We start from the raw sequence: 17,482 nt of genomic DNA, 5'->3' as shown, positions 1-17,482 counted from the left end.
GCTCGACAAGGCCGGCCTCAAGATGCCGGAAAACCCGACCTGGGAATTCATCGGTGATGCTGCCCGCAAGATGACCGACCGCAAGGCCGACATCAACGGTATCTGCCTGCGCGGCAAGGCCGGCTGGGGCGAAAACATGGCGTACGCGACCACGGTCGTGAACACCTTCGGCGGCCGCTGGTTCAATGAGAAGTGGGAACCGCAGCTCACGTCGCCGGAATGGAAGAAGGCCATCAGCTTTTACGTCAACCTGCTGCAAAAAGACGGCCCTCCGGGAGCGAGTTCGAACGGCTTCAACGAAAACCTGACGCTGATGTCATCAGGCAAGTGCGCGATGTGGATCGATGCGACGGTGGCGGCCGGCATGCTGTACAACAAGCAGCAATCGCAGATCGCCGACAAGGTTGGCTTCGCTGCGGCGCCGATCGAAGTCACGCCGCGCGGCGCGCACTGGTTGTGGGCGTGGGCGCTGGCGATTCCGAAGTCGTCGAAGCAGCCTGACGCGGCGAAGAAGTTCATCGCATGGGCAACCTCGAAGGAATACATCGAGATGGTCGCGAAGGACGAAGGTTGGGCCTCGGCGCCTCCGGGAACCCGTCAGTCGACCTATGCGCGCCCCGAGTACAAGGCGGCGGCACCGTTTGCCGACTTCGTGCTGAAGGCGATCGAAACGGCTGATCCGAATCATCCGACGCTCAAGCCTGTGCCGTACACCGGTGTGCAGTTCGTCGGCATTCCTGAGTTTCAGTCGTTTGGTACGGTGGTGGGCCAAAGCATTTCGGGTGCCCTCGCCGGACAGATGACCGTCGATCAGGCTCTGGCAGCCGGACAGGCCACTGCCGAACGCGCTGTGCGTCAGGCCGGCTATCTGAAGTGACGTGAAACCGCCGGCTGACGCCAGTCAGCCGGCCCTTGCAGCACAGCGGGCCGTCACGGCTGAGCCGTTACGCCTGAGCCACGTCCCGGTCGCACCCGCTTCGCCGCGACCGGCAGCACCTCGGGCTGACTTTCAGCCGCGCGTTTCCCGCGCTTTACCGAACAGGTGGTCACATCATGCGTCCTCTGCGCCTTCCTCTCATGCATGCCACTCCCCAGACCGAAAAAGAGCGCGAAACGCGCAAAGCCAATTCCGCACGCTGGTTAGCGGCGCCGTCCACCGCTGTACTGGTGCTGTGGATGGCGATCCCTTTGGCGATGACGATCTGGTTTTCCTTTTCGCACTACAACCTGCTCAACCCCGACGAGAAGGGTTTTGCCGGGCTCGACAACTACAAGTACCTTGCTACAGATCCATCGTTCGGACCGTCGATCGGCCATACGCTCGAACTGATTATCGCCACGCTGGTGATCACGGTAGTGGGCGGCGTGCTGATGTCGGTGCTGTTCGATCGCAAGTTCTACGGCCAGGGTGTCGCGCGGCTGCTGGCGATTGCGCCGTTCTTCGTGATGCCGACGGTCAGCGCGCTGATCTGGAAGAACATGATCCTGCATCCGGTGTACGGCCTGATCGCGCAGGGTATGCGTGCGATTGGCATGCAGCCGATCGACTGGTTCGCCGACTATCCGCTCACCGCGATCATCATGATCGTCTCTTGGCAGTGGCTACCGTTCGCGTTCCTGATCCTGTTCACTGCGATCCAGTCGCTCGACCAGGAGCAGAAGGAAGCGGCCAAGATCGACGGTGCGGGCGCCTTCTCGATGTTCTTCTACATCACGCTGCCCCACCTGAGACGGGCGATCGCGGTGGTGGTGATGATGGAGACCATTTTCCTGCTGTCGATCTTCGCTGAAATCTATACGACGACAGGCGGCGGCCCAGGCACGGCGACCACCAATCTGTCTTACCTGATCTATTCGCTCGGCCTGCAACAGTTCGACGTCGGTCTGGCCTCGGCGGGCGGGATTCTCGCGGTGGTGCTGGCGAACATCGTGTCGTTCTTCCTTGTCCGCATGCTCGCGAAGAACCTGAAAGGGGAGTACGAAAAATGAGCCACGTTGCCGCTTCACCTGTTTCGTCGTCGACCACCTCGTCGAAGAACGCGCCGTGGGCCGTCTTCAAGCGCGCGATTCCTGGCGTGTTCGCGTGGCTGATCGCGTTGCTGCTGTTCTTCCCGATCTTCTGGATGACGATCACCGCGTTCAAGACCGAGCAGCAGGCTTATGCGTCGTCGCTGTTTTTTATTCCGACGCTCGACAGTTTTCGTGAGGTGTTCGCACGCAGCAACTATTTCGCGTTCGCGTGGAATTCGGTGCTGATCTCAGCTGGCGTCACGGTGTTGTGTCTGCTGCTTGCCGTGCCGTGCGCCTATGCGATGGCGTTCTTTCCGACCCGCCGCACGCAGAAACTGCTGCTGTGGATGCTGTCGACCAAGATGATGCCGTCGGTGGGCGTGCTGGTGCCGATCTATCTACTGTGGAAGAACTCGGGGCTGCTCGATACCGTTTCGGGGCTGGTGATCGTCTACACGCTGATCAATCTGCCGATTGCCGTGTGGATGACCTTCACGTATTTCGCCGAGATTCCGCGCGATATCCTTGAAGCAGGCCGGATGGATGGCGCCGCGACCTGGCAGGAAATCGTCTTCCTGCTGATGCCGATGTCGCTGCCTGGTCTCGCTTCCACGGCGCTGCTGCTGGTGATCCTGTCGTGGAATGAGGCGTTCTGGAGCATCAACCTGTCCAGTTCCAACGCGGCGCCGCTGACGGTGTTTATCGCGTCGTACTCGAGTCCGGAAGGATTGTTCTGGGCCAAGCTCTCGGCCGCTTCGCTGCTGGCGGTGGCGCCGATCCTGATCGTCGGATGGCTGTCGCAGAAGCAACTGGTGCGTGGGCTGACGTTCGGGGCGGTTAAATGACCGGTACCCCCGTGACCGATACCCGGCTGGCGTTGATCTGCGATTGCGACGGTGTCCTGATCGACAGCGAAGCGGTGGCGGCGCGCATGCTGGTGCATGAGCTGGAAGCGCGCTGGCCGGATACCGATGTCGAACCGGTGGTTCTGCCGCTGCTTGGGCTGCGTATCGAGCGGGTGCTCGAAAACGCTGCCGCGCAACTTGGCCGCAGCTTGAGCGCGGACGACATGATCGCGATTCGCCATGCGGTCGAAGCTGCGGCGATGCAGGCGCCCGCCGTGGCTGGCATTGCCGACGCGCTCGCGCAGATTCCGCTCGTCAAGGCGTGTGCGAGCAACAGCTTCAAGGCGTATGTGCAAACGGTGCTGGCGCGCACGGGCCTCGAGACGTACTTCGAGGGCCGGTTGTACTGTGCGGATGCCGTCGCCATGCCGAAGCCTGCTCCCGACGTGTATCTGGCGGCGGCAAAGGGTTTCGGTCTCGCCAGCAGCGCCTGTCTGGTGGTGGAAGACAGCGTCACCGGCGTGACGGCGGCGAGCGCTGCAGGTATGACAGTATTGGGCTTTATCGGAGGCGGCCACGCGAGCGAGGCGCAGATCGGCGCGTTGCATGCGGCGGGTGCATCCCACGTATTCGACGATATGACGCAACTGCCCGAGCTGGTGGCGCAATGGACCCAGCGCGTGACGGCGGCATTGCATTGAAAAGGTATTGAGAGGGTTTGTCGGCCCGGTGCAGCAAGAGGCACGCACGCGCCACTAGCAGACACTGTCAAACTGGATTAACGTAGTACGAGAAACACACGGAGACACATCATGGCAAGCTTAACTCTGCGCAATATCAGAAAAGCCTACGACGACAATGAAGTGATGCGCGACATCAATCTCGATATCGCGGACGGTGAGTTCGTCGTATTCGTGGGCCCGAGCGGCTGCGGGAAATCGACGCTGATGCGCATGATCGCCGGGCTCGAAGACATCACGAGCGGCGATCTGAATATCGACGGCACGCGTGTGAACGACGTGCCGCCAGCCAAGCGCGGCATTGCGATGGTGTTTCAGTCGTACGCGCTTTATCCGCACATGACGCTGTTCGACAACATGGCGTTCGGGCTGAAGCTCGCCGGCACCAAGAAGCCGGAGATCGAAGCGGCGGTGCGCAACGCAGCGAAGATTCTGCACATCGACCACCTGCTCGATCGCAAGCCCAAGCAGTTATCGGGCGGTCAGCGGCAGCGCGTGGCCATCGGCCGTGCGATCACCCGCAAGCCGAAGGTGTTTCTGTTCGACGAACCGCTGTCGAATCTCGACGCGGCGCTGCGGGTGAAGATGCGTCTGGAGTTCGCCCGTCTGCACGACGAGCTGAAGACCACGATGATCTACGTGACGCACGATCAGGTCGAAGCCATGACGCTGGCCGACAAGATCGTGGTGCTGTCGGCGGGTAATGTCGAGCAGGTCGGCAGCCCGACCATGCTGTATCACGCGCCGGCCAACCGCTTCGTTGCAGGCTTTATCGGCTCGCCGAAGATGAACTTCATGGAGGGCGTGGTGCAGTCGGTCACGCACGATGGCGTCACGGTCCGCTACGAAACCGGCGAGACCCAGCGCGTGGCGGTCGAACCGGGCGCGGTGAAGCAGGGCGACAAGGTGACGGTGGGGATTCGCCCCGAGCATCTGCACGTCGGCACGTCCGACGACGGTGTTTCGGCTCGCACGATGGCGATTGAATCTCTCGGTGACGCGGCCTATCTGTACGCGGAGTCGAGCGTTTCGCCGGAAGGCCTGATTGCGCGCATTCCGCCGCTCGAGCGTCATACGAAGGGCGAGACGCAGAAGCTCGGCGCGACGCCTGAGCATTGCCATCTGTTCGATGCCGCAGGTAAAGCGTTCCAGCGCAAAATTGTTGAGGTGCTGGCTGCTTGATGCACGGAGGACGCGGCGTCGCGCCGTGTCCTCTCCAGGCGCGCCGCACAAAGCGTTGCAGTTGCGTGGCGCTGAGGCTCGTCGCGTTCTATCAGTGACGGCCTGCTAGTGGGCGCAGCTTACGGGTTGCCAGCGGTCAATGCGCGTGGTTCCATGAAGGTGTGCCGGAAGTATTCACGTACGGCGTGCATCCCCGGGCTCAGTTCCGCGTTTCGACGCCAGGCTAGACCCACGCTCATTGGCGGCACCGCATCGCGCAATTGCATCGTCTCGATCCGTCGCCCCTCAAGCGACCAGGGGCGATACACCATGTCAGACAGGATCGCCACACCGCTGCCGTTCGCCACCATGCTGCGTACGGCTTCCACAGACGAGGTGCGCAGTTTCACGCTCGGCCGGTAGGGCGTCTCGTTCCAGTACCGTAATGCCGTATAAGCCGCCTCGTCTACCGTTAGCATGACGAAGGGTTCTGCGGCAACATCGGCAAGCGTGACGCTTTCGCGCTTTAGCAAAGGATGTTGCGCGCACAGCCACAGCCTGCGCACCGAATGGATGACTGGCTCGAGCATCAACTCCGGGTTTGCGACGTTCGACGTGAGCAGCACCGCCATATCGTAGCGGCCCGCAATCAAACCCTCCTCGATCGATTCGCGGTTTAACTCGTGCAGTTGAATCGTCAGCCGCGGATACAGCGTGTTCAGCCGCTGCAGATGATGCGGCAAAAAATAGCCCAGTACGGTGTAGCTCGCAGCGATCGCGAGAGTCCCGGTGAGCGTGCTCTCAAGGTTCGGAATGCGCATCGCTTCATCGACGGACGAGAGGATCGTGTACGCCTGGTTGAGGAAGCGCCGGCCAGTGGTGGTCAAGGTAACGCCAGCGGCGGTGCGCAAGAACAGCTGCGTGCCCAGGCTGTCTTCGAGCTCCTTGATCGCATTTGTGACGGCGGATTGCGAAATCGTCAGTTGAATGGCCGCCTGCGAGATCTGGCCGAGTTCCGCCGTGGCGACGAAATACTTGAGCTGCCGAAGGGTCAAGGCCATTCCATCCACCTGAAAAAATGATATTGCGCCGAGCAGTATCGTATCTTCGCCAAAAATCGGCATCTGCTCCATTCGCCACAGCAGGCTGGATGGCCTGAGGGACAGACCCGTGCGAGTCGGCCCGGCAATCTGGATATCTAAAAAACAGATAACGTGCCATATAAAAATAGAACTATTTTGGCGAACGACGGGCAGTTAATGTTTCTCTGAACCGGCTCGGTGCATACCCTGTGACGCACTCGGGCTGCTGACCCAAGGAGACATTCAGCATGAAGAAGCACAGCGTCGATTTGAATTCCGACATGGGCGAGGGTTTTGGCGCATGGCGGATCGGCGACGGCGTCGATGAGGAGATCATGCCGCTCATCAGTTCGGCCAACATAGCGACCGGCTTCCACGCAGGTGACCCCAACATCATGGCGCGCACTGTGCAACTCGCCAAGCAGGCGGGCGTTGGGGTGGGGGCCCATCCGGGGTTTCGCGATCTGGTGGGGTTCGGACGGCGCACCATCACCGAAGCGCCGCAGGCGCTCGTCAACGACATCATTTTTCAGCTTGGCGCGCTGCGTGAGTTCGCGCGGCTCTATAACGTCAGCGTGCAGCATGTGAAGCCGCATGGCGCACTCTATATGCTGGCCGCGCGCGACGAAGACCTGTCGCGCCTGCTGGTCGAAACGCTGCAGAGGCTCGATCCCACGCTCCTGCTGTATTGCATGGAAGCGTCGGTTACGTACCGGATAGCGCGCGAACTTGGCCAGCCGGTGATTCGCGAGTTCTACGCCGACCGTGATTACGACCGCAGCGGTTCGATCGTCTTTACGCGCCGGGTCGGACGGCTCGATCCAGACCAGGTGGCGGCGAAGGTGCTGCGGGCCTGTGTCGAAAGGCGGGTATCGACGGTCGACGGCGATGACATTGCGATCGATTTCGATTCGGTGTGCATCCACAGCGATACGCCAGGCGCGCTCCGGCTGGTCGAGTCCACGCGAGCGCTGCTGACGCTCCACGACATCCGCGTGGCCGCGCCGCTGCCGGCACTGGTCCACTGAGACCCATCATCCGACCCGCATCAGCATCGAATCAGATTTGAGGAGCACATAGATGGCACAACACGACATTGTCAGTCCGTTGCCGGGCACCTTTTACCGGCGGGCATCGCCGGATGCGGCGCCGTACGTCGAGGTGGGCATGTCAATCGACGAGGGCACGGTGGTCGGACTGGTGGAGGTGATGAAGCAGTTCAACGACGTCGAAACGACCATCGCGGGACAGGTCACCGAGGTCCTTGTCGAAGACGGCGAACCGGTGGATGCGGGACAGGTTCTGATGCGAATCGAGGCATAACGTGATGAATGCAACCAATCCAACGGATAGAAGCGCGTCCGCGACAAGTTTCTATCAGCCGCAGCGTATCCGCACGGTGCTGGTGGCGAACCGCGGCGAGATTGCGGTTCGTGTGATTCGTGCGGCACATGAGCTTGGAATGCGCGCGGTCGCCGCCGTCAGCGATGCCGACCGCGATAGTCTGGCGGCGCGGATGGCCGACGAAGCCGTGCATATCGGCCCGGCGCATGCAGCGAAGAGCTACCTGAATCCGGCAGCGATTCTTGCCGCAGCGAAGCAATGCGGTGCGGACGCAATTCATCCCGGCTATGGCTTCCTGTCGGAGAACGCCGCCTTTGCGGCGCAAGTCGAAGCGGCAGGGCTGATTTTTGTCGGACCCTCGTCAACCGTGATCGCGACCATGGGCGACAAGGCTCGCGCCCGCGAAACGGCGCAGCGCGCCGACGTGCCGACAGTGCCCGGCAGCAATGGCATTGTCCTGTCGCTGGGCGAGGCGCGCGAGATCGCGGCCCGCATCGGTTACCCGGTGATGATCAAGGCGGCGGCGGGTGGCGGCGGACGCGGCATTCGCGTCGCGTGCGACGCCGCGCAACTGGACGCTGAGCTGCCGCAGGCGCAACGCGAGGCGCAGGCCGCATTCGGCAATGGCGGCGTGTATCTCGAGCGCTTCATTGCACGTGCGCGGCACATCGAAGTGCAGGTACTCGGCGACGGTCGAGACGTCGTCCACCTGTTCGAGCGTGAGTGCTCGCTGCAGCGGCGCCGCCAGAAAATTCTCGAGGAGGCCCCGTCGCCGTCGCTCACGCCCGCATTGCGTGAGGCATTGTGCGCTTCCGCCACGAGGCTCGCCCGGCAAGTCGGCTATCGCAGCGCGGGAACGCTGGAATACCTGTTCGACGACGCACGCGGCGAGTTTTACTTCATCGAAATGAACACGCGCATTCAGGTCGAGCATCCGGTCACCGAGGCGATCACGGGCGTCGACCTGGTACGGGAAACACTGCGCATTGCCGATGGCGAACCGTTGCGGTTTCGCCAGAGCGACATCGCCATGCGTGGCGCCGCGCTCGAATGCCGGATCAACGCGGAAGATCCCGAACAGGATTTTCGCCCCAACCCTGGCCGAATCGACGAACTCGTGTGGCCGACCGGCCCGGGTGTGCGCGTCGATTCGATGCTGTATCAGGGTTACACCGTGCCACCGTTTTACGATTCGCTGCTCGCCAAGCTGATCGTATCCGACGAAAGCCGGCCCGCGGCTCTCGCGCGACTGGATCGGGCGTTGCGCGAGTTGCACATTGGCGGCGTGAAGACGACCGCATTGCTGCATCGTGCGTTGCTGGCCGATGAAGACGTGCGCGCCGGCCGCTATCACACCAACTATCTCGAAGCGTGGATGACCGGGTGGCGCGCACAGCGATCCGTGGAGGCAGCATGACGATTCGATACACGTTCGGCGGCGACGAATTCATCTTCGTCGAGATAAGCGAAGACATGTCGCTCGACGCGTTCTTCAAAGGCACCGCGATCACCCGCGAACTGCAAAGCCGCAAGGTTGCGGGTGTGACGGAGATCTGTCCGGCAAACGCTTCGTACCAGGTGCGCTACGATCCGGACATCATCGCGCCGGACGAACTCCTTGCGTTGCTCCAGGCGATCGAGGCCGAGGTCGGCGATGCAGAGCTGAACATCGCGACGCGTATCGTCGAAGTCCCGGTGCTCTACAACGACCCGTGGACCCACGAAACGCTGATGCGCTTTCGCGAACGCCACCAGGATCCGGAGTCGACCGATCTGCAATACGCCGCCCGCATCAACGGATACGAGGACGTCGACGCTTTCATCGCCGCGCATGCCGGTTCGCCATGGTTCGTTTCGATGGTCGGCTTCGTGGCAGGTTTGCCGTTCATGTTCCAGATGGTCGAACGTGAGCGGCAACTGCAGGTGCCCAAATACCTGCGGCCCCGGACCGATACGCCGAAGCTGACGGTCGGCCACGGCGGCTGCTTCGGCTGTATCTACTCGGTGCGCGGGGCAGGCGGTTACCAGATGTTCGGTGTGACGCCTGCGCCGATTTTCGACCCGGCGCAGCGTCTGGACTACCTGCGCGATTTCATGGTGTTCTTCCGTCCCGGCGATATCGTGAAGTTCAAGCCGATCGACCGCGACGCCTATGACAAGGCGGTCGCCGAAGTCGAAGCCGGCACATTTTCGTTGCGCGTGCGTCCGGTGGATTTCTCGTTAGCCGCTTTCACGCATGATCCTGACGCGTACAACCGTTCACTGGTGGAGGTGCTCGATGCCGACTGATCCGCTCAAGGCCATCGAGGTGATCAAGCCCGGCCTGGCTACTTCGGTGCAGGATACCGGCAGGCAGGGCTACTACCACGTCGGCATTCCGCCGTCCGGCGCGCTCGATCAATACGCGCTGCGGGCAGCCAATCTGCTGGTGGGTAATCTTGAGGCAGCGGCGGCGCTGGAGTGCACGCTGCTCGGACCGCAACTGCTGTTCAACGTGGATACGTTAATCGCGGTGACCGGCGCCGAGATGTCACCGAAGATCGACGGCATCGTGCAAGCCTGCAATGTCGCATTGCGCATCAAGGCTGGCAGCACGCTGACGTTCGATTATGTGAAAGGCGGTGCCCGGGCATGTCTTGCGGTGGCCGGTGGGATCGAGGTGCCGGTGGTGCTCGGCAGCCGCTCGACGTACACGCTGGGCGCGATTGGCGGCCATCAGGGACGGCGTCTGCAGAAAGGCGACGTCCTCAGCATTGGCCGCGCACAAGGTCCGGCCCGCGAGGGCACGGCGCTTCCCGAGGCGTTGCGTGTGCCGCTGAGTCGCGAGGTGGAATTGCGCGTCCTGCCGGGGCTCTATCATCATCGCCTGACGGCCGAATCCGCCGGCACGTTCTTCGAAGACACCTGGGCAGTCGCGCCCGAAGCGGACCGCATCGGTTACCGCTACAAGCAGGGCCGGCCGCTCAAATTCCGCGAACGCGAGCAACCGTTCGGCGCCGGTGCCGATCCGTCGAACATCGTCGACGCCTGCTACCCGATCGGCTCGATTCAGGTGCCGGCCGGTCTCGAACCGATCATCCTGCATCGCGACGCAGTGTCAGGTGGCGGCTACGCGACCATCGGCACGGTGATCAGCGCCGACATGGATCTGATCGGGCAAATGCAACCGAACCATCTCGCTCGCTTTGTACCGGTCACGATGACCCAGGCGCTTGCCGCGCGACGGGATGCCCAATTGCGGCTGGCGCGTTTGCGCGAGGTGCTGCTGCGCTAGCACGCAGTACCCGTTGTCATTCAGGCGCAGCCCTCTCGCTGCACGCTATGCGATGGCGCCAGTCCCCACCCTGCACGTGTATTGAGGAGTACGAATATGTCCAATCTGGCACAGGAAGCACCCGAAGGCGAACTGGATCTATCGACGCTCGCCATTCCCGAAAGCGATCGTATGCCCGCGTTTTCGCTCACCATGGCGTGGTGGGCGGTGTGCAGCGCGGTGTTCTACATTGTCGTGGGCGCTACGCTTGCGCTCACCTACGGCGCGCGTAACGCGCTGATCGGGATGGCGTTATCGGTGGTGTCCTACGGTCTTGTAAACACGGTGATCAGCCGCTACGCGATTCGCACCGGTCTGTCCGTCGCGCTGTTTTCGCGGGTGCTGTTCGGCAGCGCGGGCGCAGCGCTTGCCACCTTGATCTTCTTTGCAACGGCGATCTATTACGCGGTATTCGAAGGATCGGTGATCGCCGTTGCGGCGCACAGTCTGTTTCCGCCGCTCGATTACCGCTGGGCGGCGCTGATCGTCGTCTGCTATAGCGTGCCGCTCGTGTTCGGCAGCGTGCAACATTGGCTCGACAGGTTCAATGGCGTGCTGCTGCCGTTTTATCTGCTCGGGCTCGTCGCTGCGGTCGTGCTGACCACGCACGAGTATGGCTACAACGCTGCATGGCTCGACTTCGGACCCAAGGGCGCGCTGCCGGCCAATGGCTGGTGGAGTTGCTTCGTCTACTACATGGGCGTTTGGGTGTTGATGATGTTCACGTTCGACTACGCGCGTTTCGGCCGCAAACAGGACGCCACGTATCACGGCCGCTTCAACTTCGGCATGCCCTTCTATCTGGTGACGTTCCTGCTGAACGGCGCAGTTGGAATTTATCTGGTCAGCTCGACCCCGGCGCCTGGCGCGCTTTCCGAAGTGTCAGTCGTGCTTGCGCTGCTGAAACTCATGGGAATCTGGGGTTTGCTGTTTGTGTGGGTGACGCAGTCGCGTATCAATACCGCGAATTACTATCTCGCGGCGATCAACATGCAGGCTTTCTTCCAGAAAGCGGCAGGCCTGCGGGCGCCGAAGTTCGTGTGGGCACTCGTTGTTGGGCTAGTGGTCTACGTGCTGATGATGGCCGATGTGTTTTCGAAGATCCTTCAGGCGCTCGCGTACCAGGGTATTTTTGTGGTCGCGTGGGTGGGCGTGGCACTCGCGCATATACTGTCGACCCGCTATGACGAGCTGCTCGGCGGCGAGATCGAATGCCGCGACTCGCATGTGCCGGCATTCAACCCCGGCGGTTTGACGGCCTGGTTTGCGGGGGCGTTTGCTGGTCTCGTGCTGATGAATGTGCCTGGGCTCGCACAGTCGTTCTCGGCACCCGCCAGCTTTGTGGTGTCGTGGCTGGTGTATCGGGGGATGCTGGTGTCCGCCAAGCGGACGTGGTTCGTACGAGGATAGCGGAGCAAGGCCGCATGTGACGGCCGCGCTGGCACAACCACACGGCGTAGCGGGTTCAGGCCTCCAGCGCCGCTCGCGCGCACAACTCGTCGGTCACCAACCCCGACAGCCACCCGCCTTTCAGCACGGCGATCACCGCCTCGCGCTTGCGCTCGCCCCCGGCGAAGCCGATCGTGGGCCGCCGCGGCGGCGAATCCAGCGCCACGCTGGTGACTCGCTGCCCCGTCGACGATTCGACGTGCGCACCCACCGCGTCGATCGGCAGGCCGAGGATCTCGGCCACCGCCTTGCTTTGCACGAGCTCCTTCACTTCGTTCGACGTAATAAAACCGTCCTCGTACAGCGGACAGTGCGGCCCGATATTGCCGATCCCGACAAACGCGACATCGGCCTCGCCGGTCAGCGATTCGACGATCCGGTACAGACGGTGATTGCACCACTGCGCGCGCTCGGCCTCGCTGTCGGCGAGCAACGGCGCGGGCAGCAGAAAATGCTTGCCGCCGGTCTTCTCCGAAATGTGCAGCGCGACGTCATAGCGGTTCGAGGAGCCGTCCTGGGCGATCGCCCCGACCATCGATACCAACCGGTGTTGCGGACGCTCTAGCTGGGCGATCTGATCGACCGCGGCTTTAAGCGTCCGCCCGCTGCCCACTGCGACCACCATCGGCTTTTCTTCGTTCAGATAGCGTTCCATCACCTGCGCCCCGGCGACGGCGAGCTTGCGGTCGATTTCCTCGGCGGTGTCGTTGTCGACCGGCACGACTTCGCACATCGCGAGGCCATAGCGCTTCGAGAGCTGTTCCGCGAGCGCGAGGCAATCGGCGAGCTGATGATCGACCCGCACGCGGATCAGATTCTTTTCGACCGCGAATGCGACGAGCCGTTGTGCCACCGGGCGCGACACCTGCAGCTTCTCGGCGATCTCGTTCTGGGTGTTGCCTGCGACGTAGTAGAGCCACGCGGCGCGTGTGGCGAGGTCGAGTTTTTCGTTGGACTTGGGCACGGTGGGCTTCTTGTGGTTTGCGCCGAGGATAGCAGTCTCTCAGTCTGCTGATTCCGGCATGGAGGACGTCATCCCTAAGCCAGCCGCTCGCGCGACGGGTCGAACAGCGGGCGTACATGCCGGTACAACGTCCGAAAGCCATCCAGCCGCGCGCGCAAGGCCGCGTGCCGCGCCGGATCCGGGGTGAATTCCATTTCGACCGGGGGTTTGGTGAGCACCTGCGCCGGATCGCCGCCTGCCGCCAGCCAGCCGAGGCGGGCCGCGCCGAGCGCAGCGCCGGTTTCGCCGCCGCCGTGCTTACGGGTGGTGGTGTTCAGCGCATCAGCCAACAGTTGCGCCCAATAGTTGCTGCGCGCGCCGCCGCCGAGCAGCGACAGCCCGCTCGCCTCGGTGCCTGCAGCGCGCAGCGCATCGAGCCCGTCAGTGAGCGCGAAGGTGACGCCCTCGAGCACCGCATAGCCGAGCAACGCGCGATCAGTGGCGTGATTCATGCCGAAGAACACGCCCTGCGCATACGGATCGTTATGCGGTGTGCGTTCGCCGGACAGATACGGCAGGAAGAACGGCGCGCTCGCCAAAGCTTCGGGCGTCAGCGCTTCGACTTCGGCGAGCAGAGTGGGCTCGTCGGTGGACGTGAGTTTGCACACCCAGCGCAGGCAACTCGCCGCCGACAGCACCACGCTCATCTGATGCCAGCGGTCCGGAATCGCGTGGCAGAACGCATGCACGGCGGAGGCCGGATTCGGCCGGAAGCTGTCGCCGACCACGCACAGCACGCCCGAGGTGCCCAGCGAAACGAAGCCGTCGCCCGGTTGCGTCGCGCCGATGCCGATGGCACTCGTCGCGTTGTCGCCGCCGCCTGCCGCGACGACGACACCGTCGCCGAGGCCAAACTCTTGAGCCACGTCGGCGCGCAGGGTGCCGGACGATTCGCTGCCTTCACACAGACGCGGCATCTGAGAGCGGCGCATGTCGCAAGCGGCGAGCAGCGTGTCGGACCAGTCGCGCTTCGCCACATCGAGCCACAGCGTACCCGCTGCATCCGATGGATCGGACACCTTGTCGCCGGTCAGTTGCAGCCGCAGGTAATCCTTCGGCAGCAGCACGCTGGCCGTCTGCTGGAAAATCTCCGGCTCGTGGCGGGCGACCCACAGCAGTTTGGGTGCCGTGAACCCGGGCATCGCCAGATTGCCGGCGATCTGGTGCAGCTCCGGCGCGCGCTCGGTCAGCTCGGCGCACTCTTCGACGCTGCGCATATCGTTCCACAAGATGGCAGGGCGCAGGACGCGGTCTTGCGCATCGAGCAGCACCGCGCCATGCATCTGCCCTGAGAGGCCAATGCCGCGGATCTGGGCGAATTCGTCGGGGTGTTTCGCGCGCAGCGCAAAGAGGGCGGCGCGCGTGCCTTCCCACCAGTCGGAGGGATTCTGTTCGGCCCATCGCTGATGCGGGCGCGAAACGGTAAAGGGAGAGCCTGCTGTACCGATCACGCGTCCACTGGACGCGAGCAGCAGGACTTTCACTTCGGATGTGCCGAGGTCGATGCCGAGATACATGGGCGCGGAACCTTCGTCGTTAGGGATGCGCTACTGTAGCCGCACACGGCGGCCGATGCCATGGGCGTTAGACCTGACTCGGGATTACGCGCTATGGCGCCAGGTGGCCGCGGCAGTGTGTCAAGGAGGCGGGGGCGCGGTGGGCGCGCCCCCGAACCTTAGGCGCGCGTGGCTAGCCACGCGTCCACGCGGGCTAGCGCACCGCGCAGCGCCTTCTCCAGATGGGGCGTTTGCGCGAGGCTGCCCCACAGAAGCCGGTCGGCGCAGAACGCCTGCACCGGGTCGGGTGCGGCAAAGAAAGCGCGCGCGACGCCTTCGTCCATCACACCGTCCTGATACTTGTACGGCAATTTGCCTGACTGCCAGCGATCGAGAAAGCGGAAGAACAGCGCCGGCAGCATCGCAGTGGCTGCCGGCTCGGCACCGCGCTCAAAGCATTCGGCGAGCGTCGGGGCAATGAAGCCCGGGATCTTCGAAAAGCCGTCGGCCGCGACCCGCTGGTTGGTGTCCTGGATGTGCGGATTGCCGAAGCGGTCGAGCACGATGTCGCGATAGTGCGCCAGATCGAGCGGGCTCGGCGTGAGACAGGGGATCACGTCCTGTGTGACGTAATCGAAGGCGAACTGGCGAATCTCCGGGTCGTGCGTGCCTTCGTGGATGTAGTTCAGCCCGACCAGCGTTCCTGCCCAGGCAATGCAGCTATGGGTGGCGTTCAGGATGCGGATCTTGGCTTCTTCATACGGCACCACCGACTCGACCAGCTCCGCGCCGACCCGCTCCCACGCCGGACGTCCCGCGCAAAAACGGTCTTCGATGACCCACTGGATAAATGCTTCGCCCATCACCGGCACGGCATCGTCGAAACCGGTGGCCGCCAGCACGCGTTCGCGCACATCGGGCGTCGGCCGCGGCGTGATGCGGTCGACCATCGAGCTCGGCGAGCTCGTGTTGGCGTCGAACCAAGCCGCGAGCGCTGCCGCACCGCTGCGCTCGAGAAACTCGCTCATCCCGGCGTGGAAACGCTCGCCGTTGCTGCGCAGGTTGTCGCAGCTTTGCAGTGTCACGGGTCCGGCGTTGCGCTGCATGCGCGCTTCGAGAATCGCCGCCAGTGCGCCGTAGATGGTCGTGCGTGCGCCTTTGAGGTCGGCGGCGAGGTCGGCAAGGGCGGTATCGAGCCGGTCGTGTTCGTCGAGGTAATAGCCGCCTTCGGTCACCGTGAACGCGATGATCTTGCAGGCCGGATCGGCGCCGACCTGGATCAGCCCGTCGAGGGTCTCCGACCACGGCACCACACGTTCGATCGAACGCACCGTTTCATACTCGCGCTCACCGGCTGGCGTGACGGTTTCGAGCGTATAGACGCCGTCTTGTGCCGCGAGTCCTTCGAGCACGGCATTCATGTCGCCGCGAATATTGCCGACCGTGAGCGACCAGCGCGGTTCGCCTTCCTTGCGTAGCTCGTTCAGACGGTGCAGATACCACGCCTGATGGGCGCGGTGAAACGATCCTGCGCCGATGTGCAAGATCACGTGGGCGTTCGCGACGCCGCTTTGGCCGCTGTTCATGTGTGTCTCCTTTGTGGGACCGGAGTTAACGCGTTGGCGATGACTGCGGGTCCCTTGCGAAAGTCTTTCACGCACGATCTACGCGTGCGTTTTTCTGATTGGAGCATTTGCTCTGCATGTGAACGAATGATCGTATCCGGCGAATCGAAAGTCAAGGCGGCAAACGCCTCAATCTGTGGCGCAGCGCCGCGTGGCGGGGCTTCTGCTGGGAGTGCGAAGAGTGGGCAGCGTTGTCTGGTGCCCGTTTGCAGGGCTGTTGCAATGCATCAAACTTGACATTCAAAGCGTCAGGAGTAACCCCGATGCAAAAAAGTATCAGTCTGCGGTCTCATTTTTAGTGGTGCGCAGCGCGTTTGAGGGCTAATTTCCGTTATACAAACCGAAGACCGGCGACTCGCGCCAGAAAACCAGCGCTGCAGCAAGCCGCTTCAATGGAGGAAGACACGTGCAACCCGATCTCGAGCTCGTGGCCGTGCGCCGCGACGAATCGTTCAAGGTATGGTCCCACGGGTATCCGTACCGCACGGTGCGCTGGCATTTCCACCCCGAATACGAAATCCATCTGATCGTGGCGACGACCGGCAAGGTGTTCGTCGGCGATCACATCAGCAGTTTTGTGCCTGGCAATCTGGTGATGGTCGGGCCAAACCTGCCGCACAACTGGGTGAGCGATGTGCCCGAGGGCGAAACCGTCGAACGACGCAATCTGGTCGTGCAGTTCGGGCCGGAGTTCGTCGCGCACTGCATGGAGAGTTTTCCGGAGTGGCGTCAGGTCGAAGCGTTGCTGGCCGCTTCGCGTCGTGGCGTGTCGTTCGGGGCGCAAACCAGCGCGGCGATCCAGCCGCTCTTTATTGAACTGTTGAACGCACGCGGCTTGCGTCGCATCGTGCTGTTCATGTCGATGCTCGAAGTGCTGGTGAGTGCTCAGGATAGCGAACTGCTGGCGAGCCCTGCCTATCAGACAGACCCGAGCGGTTTTGCCGCTACTCGCATCAATCATGCGCTGTCCTATATTGGCAAGAATCTGTCCTCGGATTTACGCGAGTCGGATCTCGCGCAACTGGCGGGTCAGAGTGTGAGCGCGTTCTCACGTTATTTTCGCCGCCATACCGGGATGCCGTTCGTGCAGTACGTGAACCGCATGCGTATCAATCTCGCCTGTCAGATGCTGATGGACGACGAGTTGAGCGTGACCGATATCTGCTACAAGGTCGGTTTCAACAATCTGTCCAATTTCAACCGGCAGTTCCTGCTTGCGAAGGGGATGTCGCCTTCGAAATTTCGCCGCTACCAGCATCTGAACGACGCGAGCCGCGATGCTTCCGATGAAGCGGCGGCTCGCGGTGATGGGGTTGCGAACGCACCGGCGATCGTGCCGGCGGTGCAGAAACGGGGGCGGGTGCGGATATCGGCTGGCGCCTATCGGGCGACGTAGGCGGTTCGAGGTTGGTCG

16 protein-coding genes are annotated in these 17,482 nt (G+C 62.7%); 12 read left to right on the top strand and 4 right to left on the bottom strand.

The window, feature by feature from the left end; all coding sequences use genetic code 11:
• From M0954_RS13700 to M0954_RS13680, 5 genes are all read left to right on the top strand, one after another.
• Positions 1-877: extracellular solute-binding protein (locus tag M0954_RS13700; RefSeq protein WP_297353745.1), on the top strand; the 877-nt coding region annotated here is incomplete at its 5' end.
• A gap of 176 nt (positions 878-1,053) precedes the next feature.
• Positions 1,054-1,989: a carbohydrate ABC transporter permease gene (locus M0954_RS13695; protein WP_122153492.1), complete on the top strand. Its 936-nt coding sequence runs from the start codon at positions 1,054-1,056 to the stop codon at positions 1,987-1,989.
• Complete coding sequence (locus M0954_RS13690) at positions 1,986-2,855, top strand: carbohydrate ABC transporter permease (protein WP_133892879.1); 870 nt, start codon at positions 1,986-1,988, stop codon at positions 2,853-2,855. The genes M0954_RS13695 and M0954_RS13690 overlap by 4 nt, the downstream gene beginning before the upstream one ends.
• Positions 2,852-3,556 carry an HAD family phosphatase gene (locus M0954_RS13685; RefSeq protein WP_122153494.1) on the top strand — a complete coding sequence of 235 codons (705 nt, stop codon included), beginning with the start codon at positions 2,852-2,854 and terminating at the stop codon, positions 3,554-3,556. Before M0954_RS13690 ends, M0954_RS13685 begins: the two co-directional genes overlap by 4 nt.
• 111 nt (positions 3,557-3,667) lie before the next feature.
• Positions 3,668-4,777, top strand: coding sequence for an ABC transporter ATP-binding protein (locus M0954_RS13680; protein ID WP_122153495.1), 1,110 nt, complete (start codon positions 3,668-3,670; stop codon positions 4,775-4,777).
• A gap of 119 nt (positions 4,778-4,896) precedes the next feature.
• Here the strand turns inward: M0954_RS13680 and M0954_RS13675 are convergent, their stop codons facing one another.
• Positions 4,897-5,817 carry a LysR family transcriptional regulator gene (locus M0954_RS13675; RefSeq protein WP_122155545.1) on the bottom strand — a complete coding sequence of 307 codons (921 nt, stop codon included), beginning with the start codon at positions 5,815-5,817 and terminating at the stop codon, positions 4,897-4,899.
• Between the two features lie 269 nt (positions 5,818-6,086).
• Between M0954_RS13675 and M0954_RS13670 the strand changes: the two genes are divergently transcribed.
• From M0954_RS13670 to M0954_RS13645, 6 genes are all read left to right on the top strand, one after another.
• Entirely contained in the window at positions 6,087-6,866 is a 780-nt protein-coding gene (locus M0954_RS13670; RefSeq protein WP_122153496.1) for a 5-oxoprolinase subunit PxpA, read from the top strand.
• 52 nt (positions 6,867-6,918) lie between these two features.
• Positions 6,919-7,161, top strand: a complete 243-nt coding sequence (locus M0954_RS13665) for an acetyl-CoA carboxylase (RefSeq protein ID WP_297353743.1) — start codon at positions 6,919-6,921, stop codon at positions 7,159-7,161.
• Between the two features lie 4 nt (positions 7,162-7,165).
• Positions 7,166-8,599: an acetyl-CoA carboxylase biotin carboxylase subunit gene (locus M0954_RS13660; RefSeq protein ID WP_123385961.1), complete on the top strand. Its 1,434-nt coding sequence runs from the start codon at positions 7,166-7,168 to the stop codon at positions 8,597-8,599.
• Positions 8,596-9,471, top strand: a complete 876-nt coding sequence (locus tag M0954_RS13655; RefSeq protein WP_122153498.1) for an allophanate hydrolase subunit 1 — start codon at positions 8,596-8,598, stop codon at positions 9,469-9,471. Before M0954_RS13660 ends, M0954_RS13655 begins: the two co-directional genes overlap by 4 nt.
• The gene (locus tag M0954_RS13650) at positions 9,461-10,456 is read left to right on the top strand and encodes a biotin-dependent carboxyltransferase family protein (RefSeq protein WP_123385524.1); all 996 of its coding nucleotides are present in this window, start codon (positions 9,461-9,463) and stop codon (positions 10,454-10,456) included. The genes M0954_RS13655 and M0954_RS13650 overlap by 11 nt, the downstream gene beginning before the upstream one ends.
• A 96-nt stretch (positions 10,457-10,552) precedes the next feature.
• The gene (locus M0954_RS13645) at positions 10,553-11,905 is read left to right on the top strand and encodes a cytosine permease (protein WP_122153500.1); all 1,353 of its coding nucleotides are present in this window, start codon (positions 10,553-10,555) and stop codon (positions 11,903-11,905) included.
• Positions 11,906-11,960: 55 nt separating this feature from the next.
• Here M0954_RS13645 and M0954_RS13640 read toward each other — a convergent pair whose 3' ends face one another.
• From M0954_RS13640 to dalD, 3 genes are all read right to left on the bottom strand, one after another.
• The gene (locus M0954_RS13640; RefSeq protein WP_122153501.1) at positions 11,961-12,908 is read right to left on the bottom strand and encodes a sugar-binding transcriptional regulator; all 948 of its coding nucleotides are present in this window, start codon (positions 12,906-12,908) and stop codon (positions 11,961-11,963) included.
• Positions 12,909-12,982: 74 nt separating this feature from the next.
• Entirely contained in the window at positions 12,983-14,464 is a 1,482-nt protein-coding gene (gene xylB / locus M0954_RS13635; protein WP_123385526.1) for a xylulokinase, read from the bottom strand.
• Between the two features lie 158 nt (positions 14,465-14,622).
• Entirely contained in the window at positions 14,623-16,029 is a 1,407-nt protein-coding gene (gene dalD / locus M0954_RS13630) for a D-arabinitol 4-dehydrogenase (protein ID WP_297353741.1), read from the bottom strand.
• A gap of 445 nt (positions 16,030-16,474) precedes the next feature.
• Between dalD and M0954_RS13625 the strand changes: the two genes are divergently transcribed.
• Entirely contained in the window at positions 16,475-17,464 is a 990-nt protein-coding gene (locus tag M0954_RS13625; protein WP_297353739.1) for an AraC family transcriptional regulator, read from the top strand.
• Positions 17,465-17,482 lie beyond the last annotated feature (18 nt).

It is taken from the genome of Paraburkholderia sp. (assembly GCF_026225065.1).
Lineage (GTDB): Bacteria > Pseudomonadota > Gammaproteobacteria > Burkholderiales > Burkholderiaceae > Paraburkholderia.
This window is presented reverse-complemented; position numbering and strand designations above follow the sequence as displayed.

Excerpts from the sequence above, each read along its gene's own strand:
- M0954_RS13695 (WP_122153492.1), top strand. The coding sequence starts at position 1,054 with ATGCGTCCTCTGCGCCTTCCTCTCATGCATGCCACTCCCCAGACCGAA.
- M0954_RS13690 (WP_133892879.1), top strand. The coding sequence starts at position 1,986 with ATGAGCCACGTTGCCGCTTCACCTGTTTCGTCGTCGACCACCTCGTCG.
- M0954_RS13685 (WP_122153494.1), top strand. The coding sequence starts at position 2,852 with ATGACCGGTACCCCCGTGACCGATACCCGGCTGGCGTTGATCTGCGAT.
- M0954_RS13680 (WP_122153495.1), top strand. The coding sequence starts at position 3,668 with ATGGCAAGCTTAACTCTGCGCAATATCAGAAAAGCCTACGACGACAAT.
- M0954_RS13675 (WP_122155545.1), bottom strand. The coding sequence starts at position 5,817 with ATGGCCTTGACCCTTCGGCAGCTCAAGTATTTCGTCGCCACGGCGGAA.
- M0954_RS13670 (WP_122153496.1), top strand. The coding sequence starts at position 6,087 with ATGAAGAAGCACAGCGTCGATTTGAATTCCGACATGGGCGAGGGTTTT.
- M0954_RS13665 (WP_297353743.1), top strand. The coding sequence starts at position 6,919 with ATGGCACAACACGACATTGTCAGTCCGTTGCCGGGCACCTTTTACCGG.
- M0954_RS13660 (WP_123385961.1), top strand. The coding sequence starts at position 7,166 with ATGAATGCAACCAATCCAACGGATAGAAGCGCGTCCGCGACAAGTTTC.
- M0954_RS13655 (WP_122153498.1), top strand. The coding sequence starts at position 8,596 with ATGACGATTCGATACACGTTCGGCGGCGACGAATTCATCTTCGTCGAG.
- M0954_RS13650 (WP_123385524.1), top strand. The coding sequence starts at position 9,461 with ATGCCGACTGATCCGCTCAAGGCCATCGAGGTGATCAAGCCCGGCCTG.
- M0954_RS13645 (WP_122153500.1), top strand. The coding sequence starts at position 10,553 with ATGTCCAATCTGGCACAGGAAGCACCCGAAGGCGAACTGGATCTATCG.
- xylB (WP_123385526.1), bottom strand. The coding sequence starts at position 14,464 with ATGTATCTCGGCATCGACCTCGGCACATCCGAAGTGAAAGTCCTGCTG.
- dalD (WP_297353741.1), bottom strand. The coding sequence starts at position 16,029 with ATGAACAGCGGCCAAAGCGGCGTCGCGAACGCCCACGTGATCTTGCAC.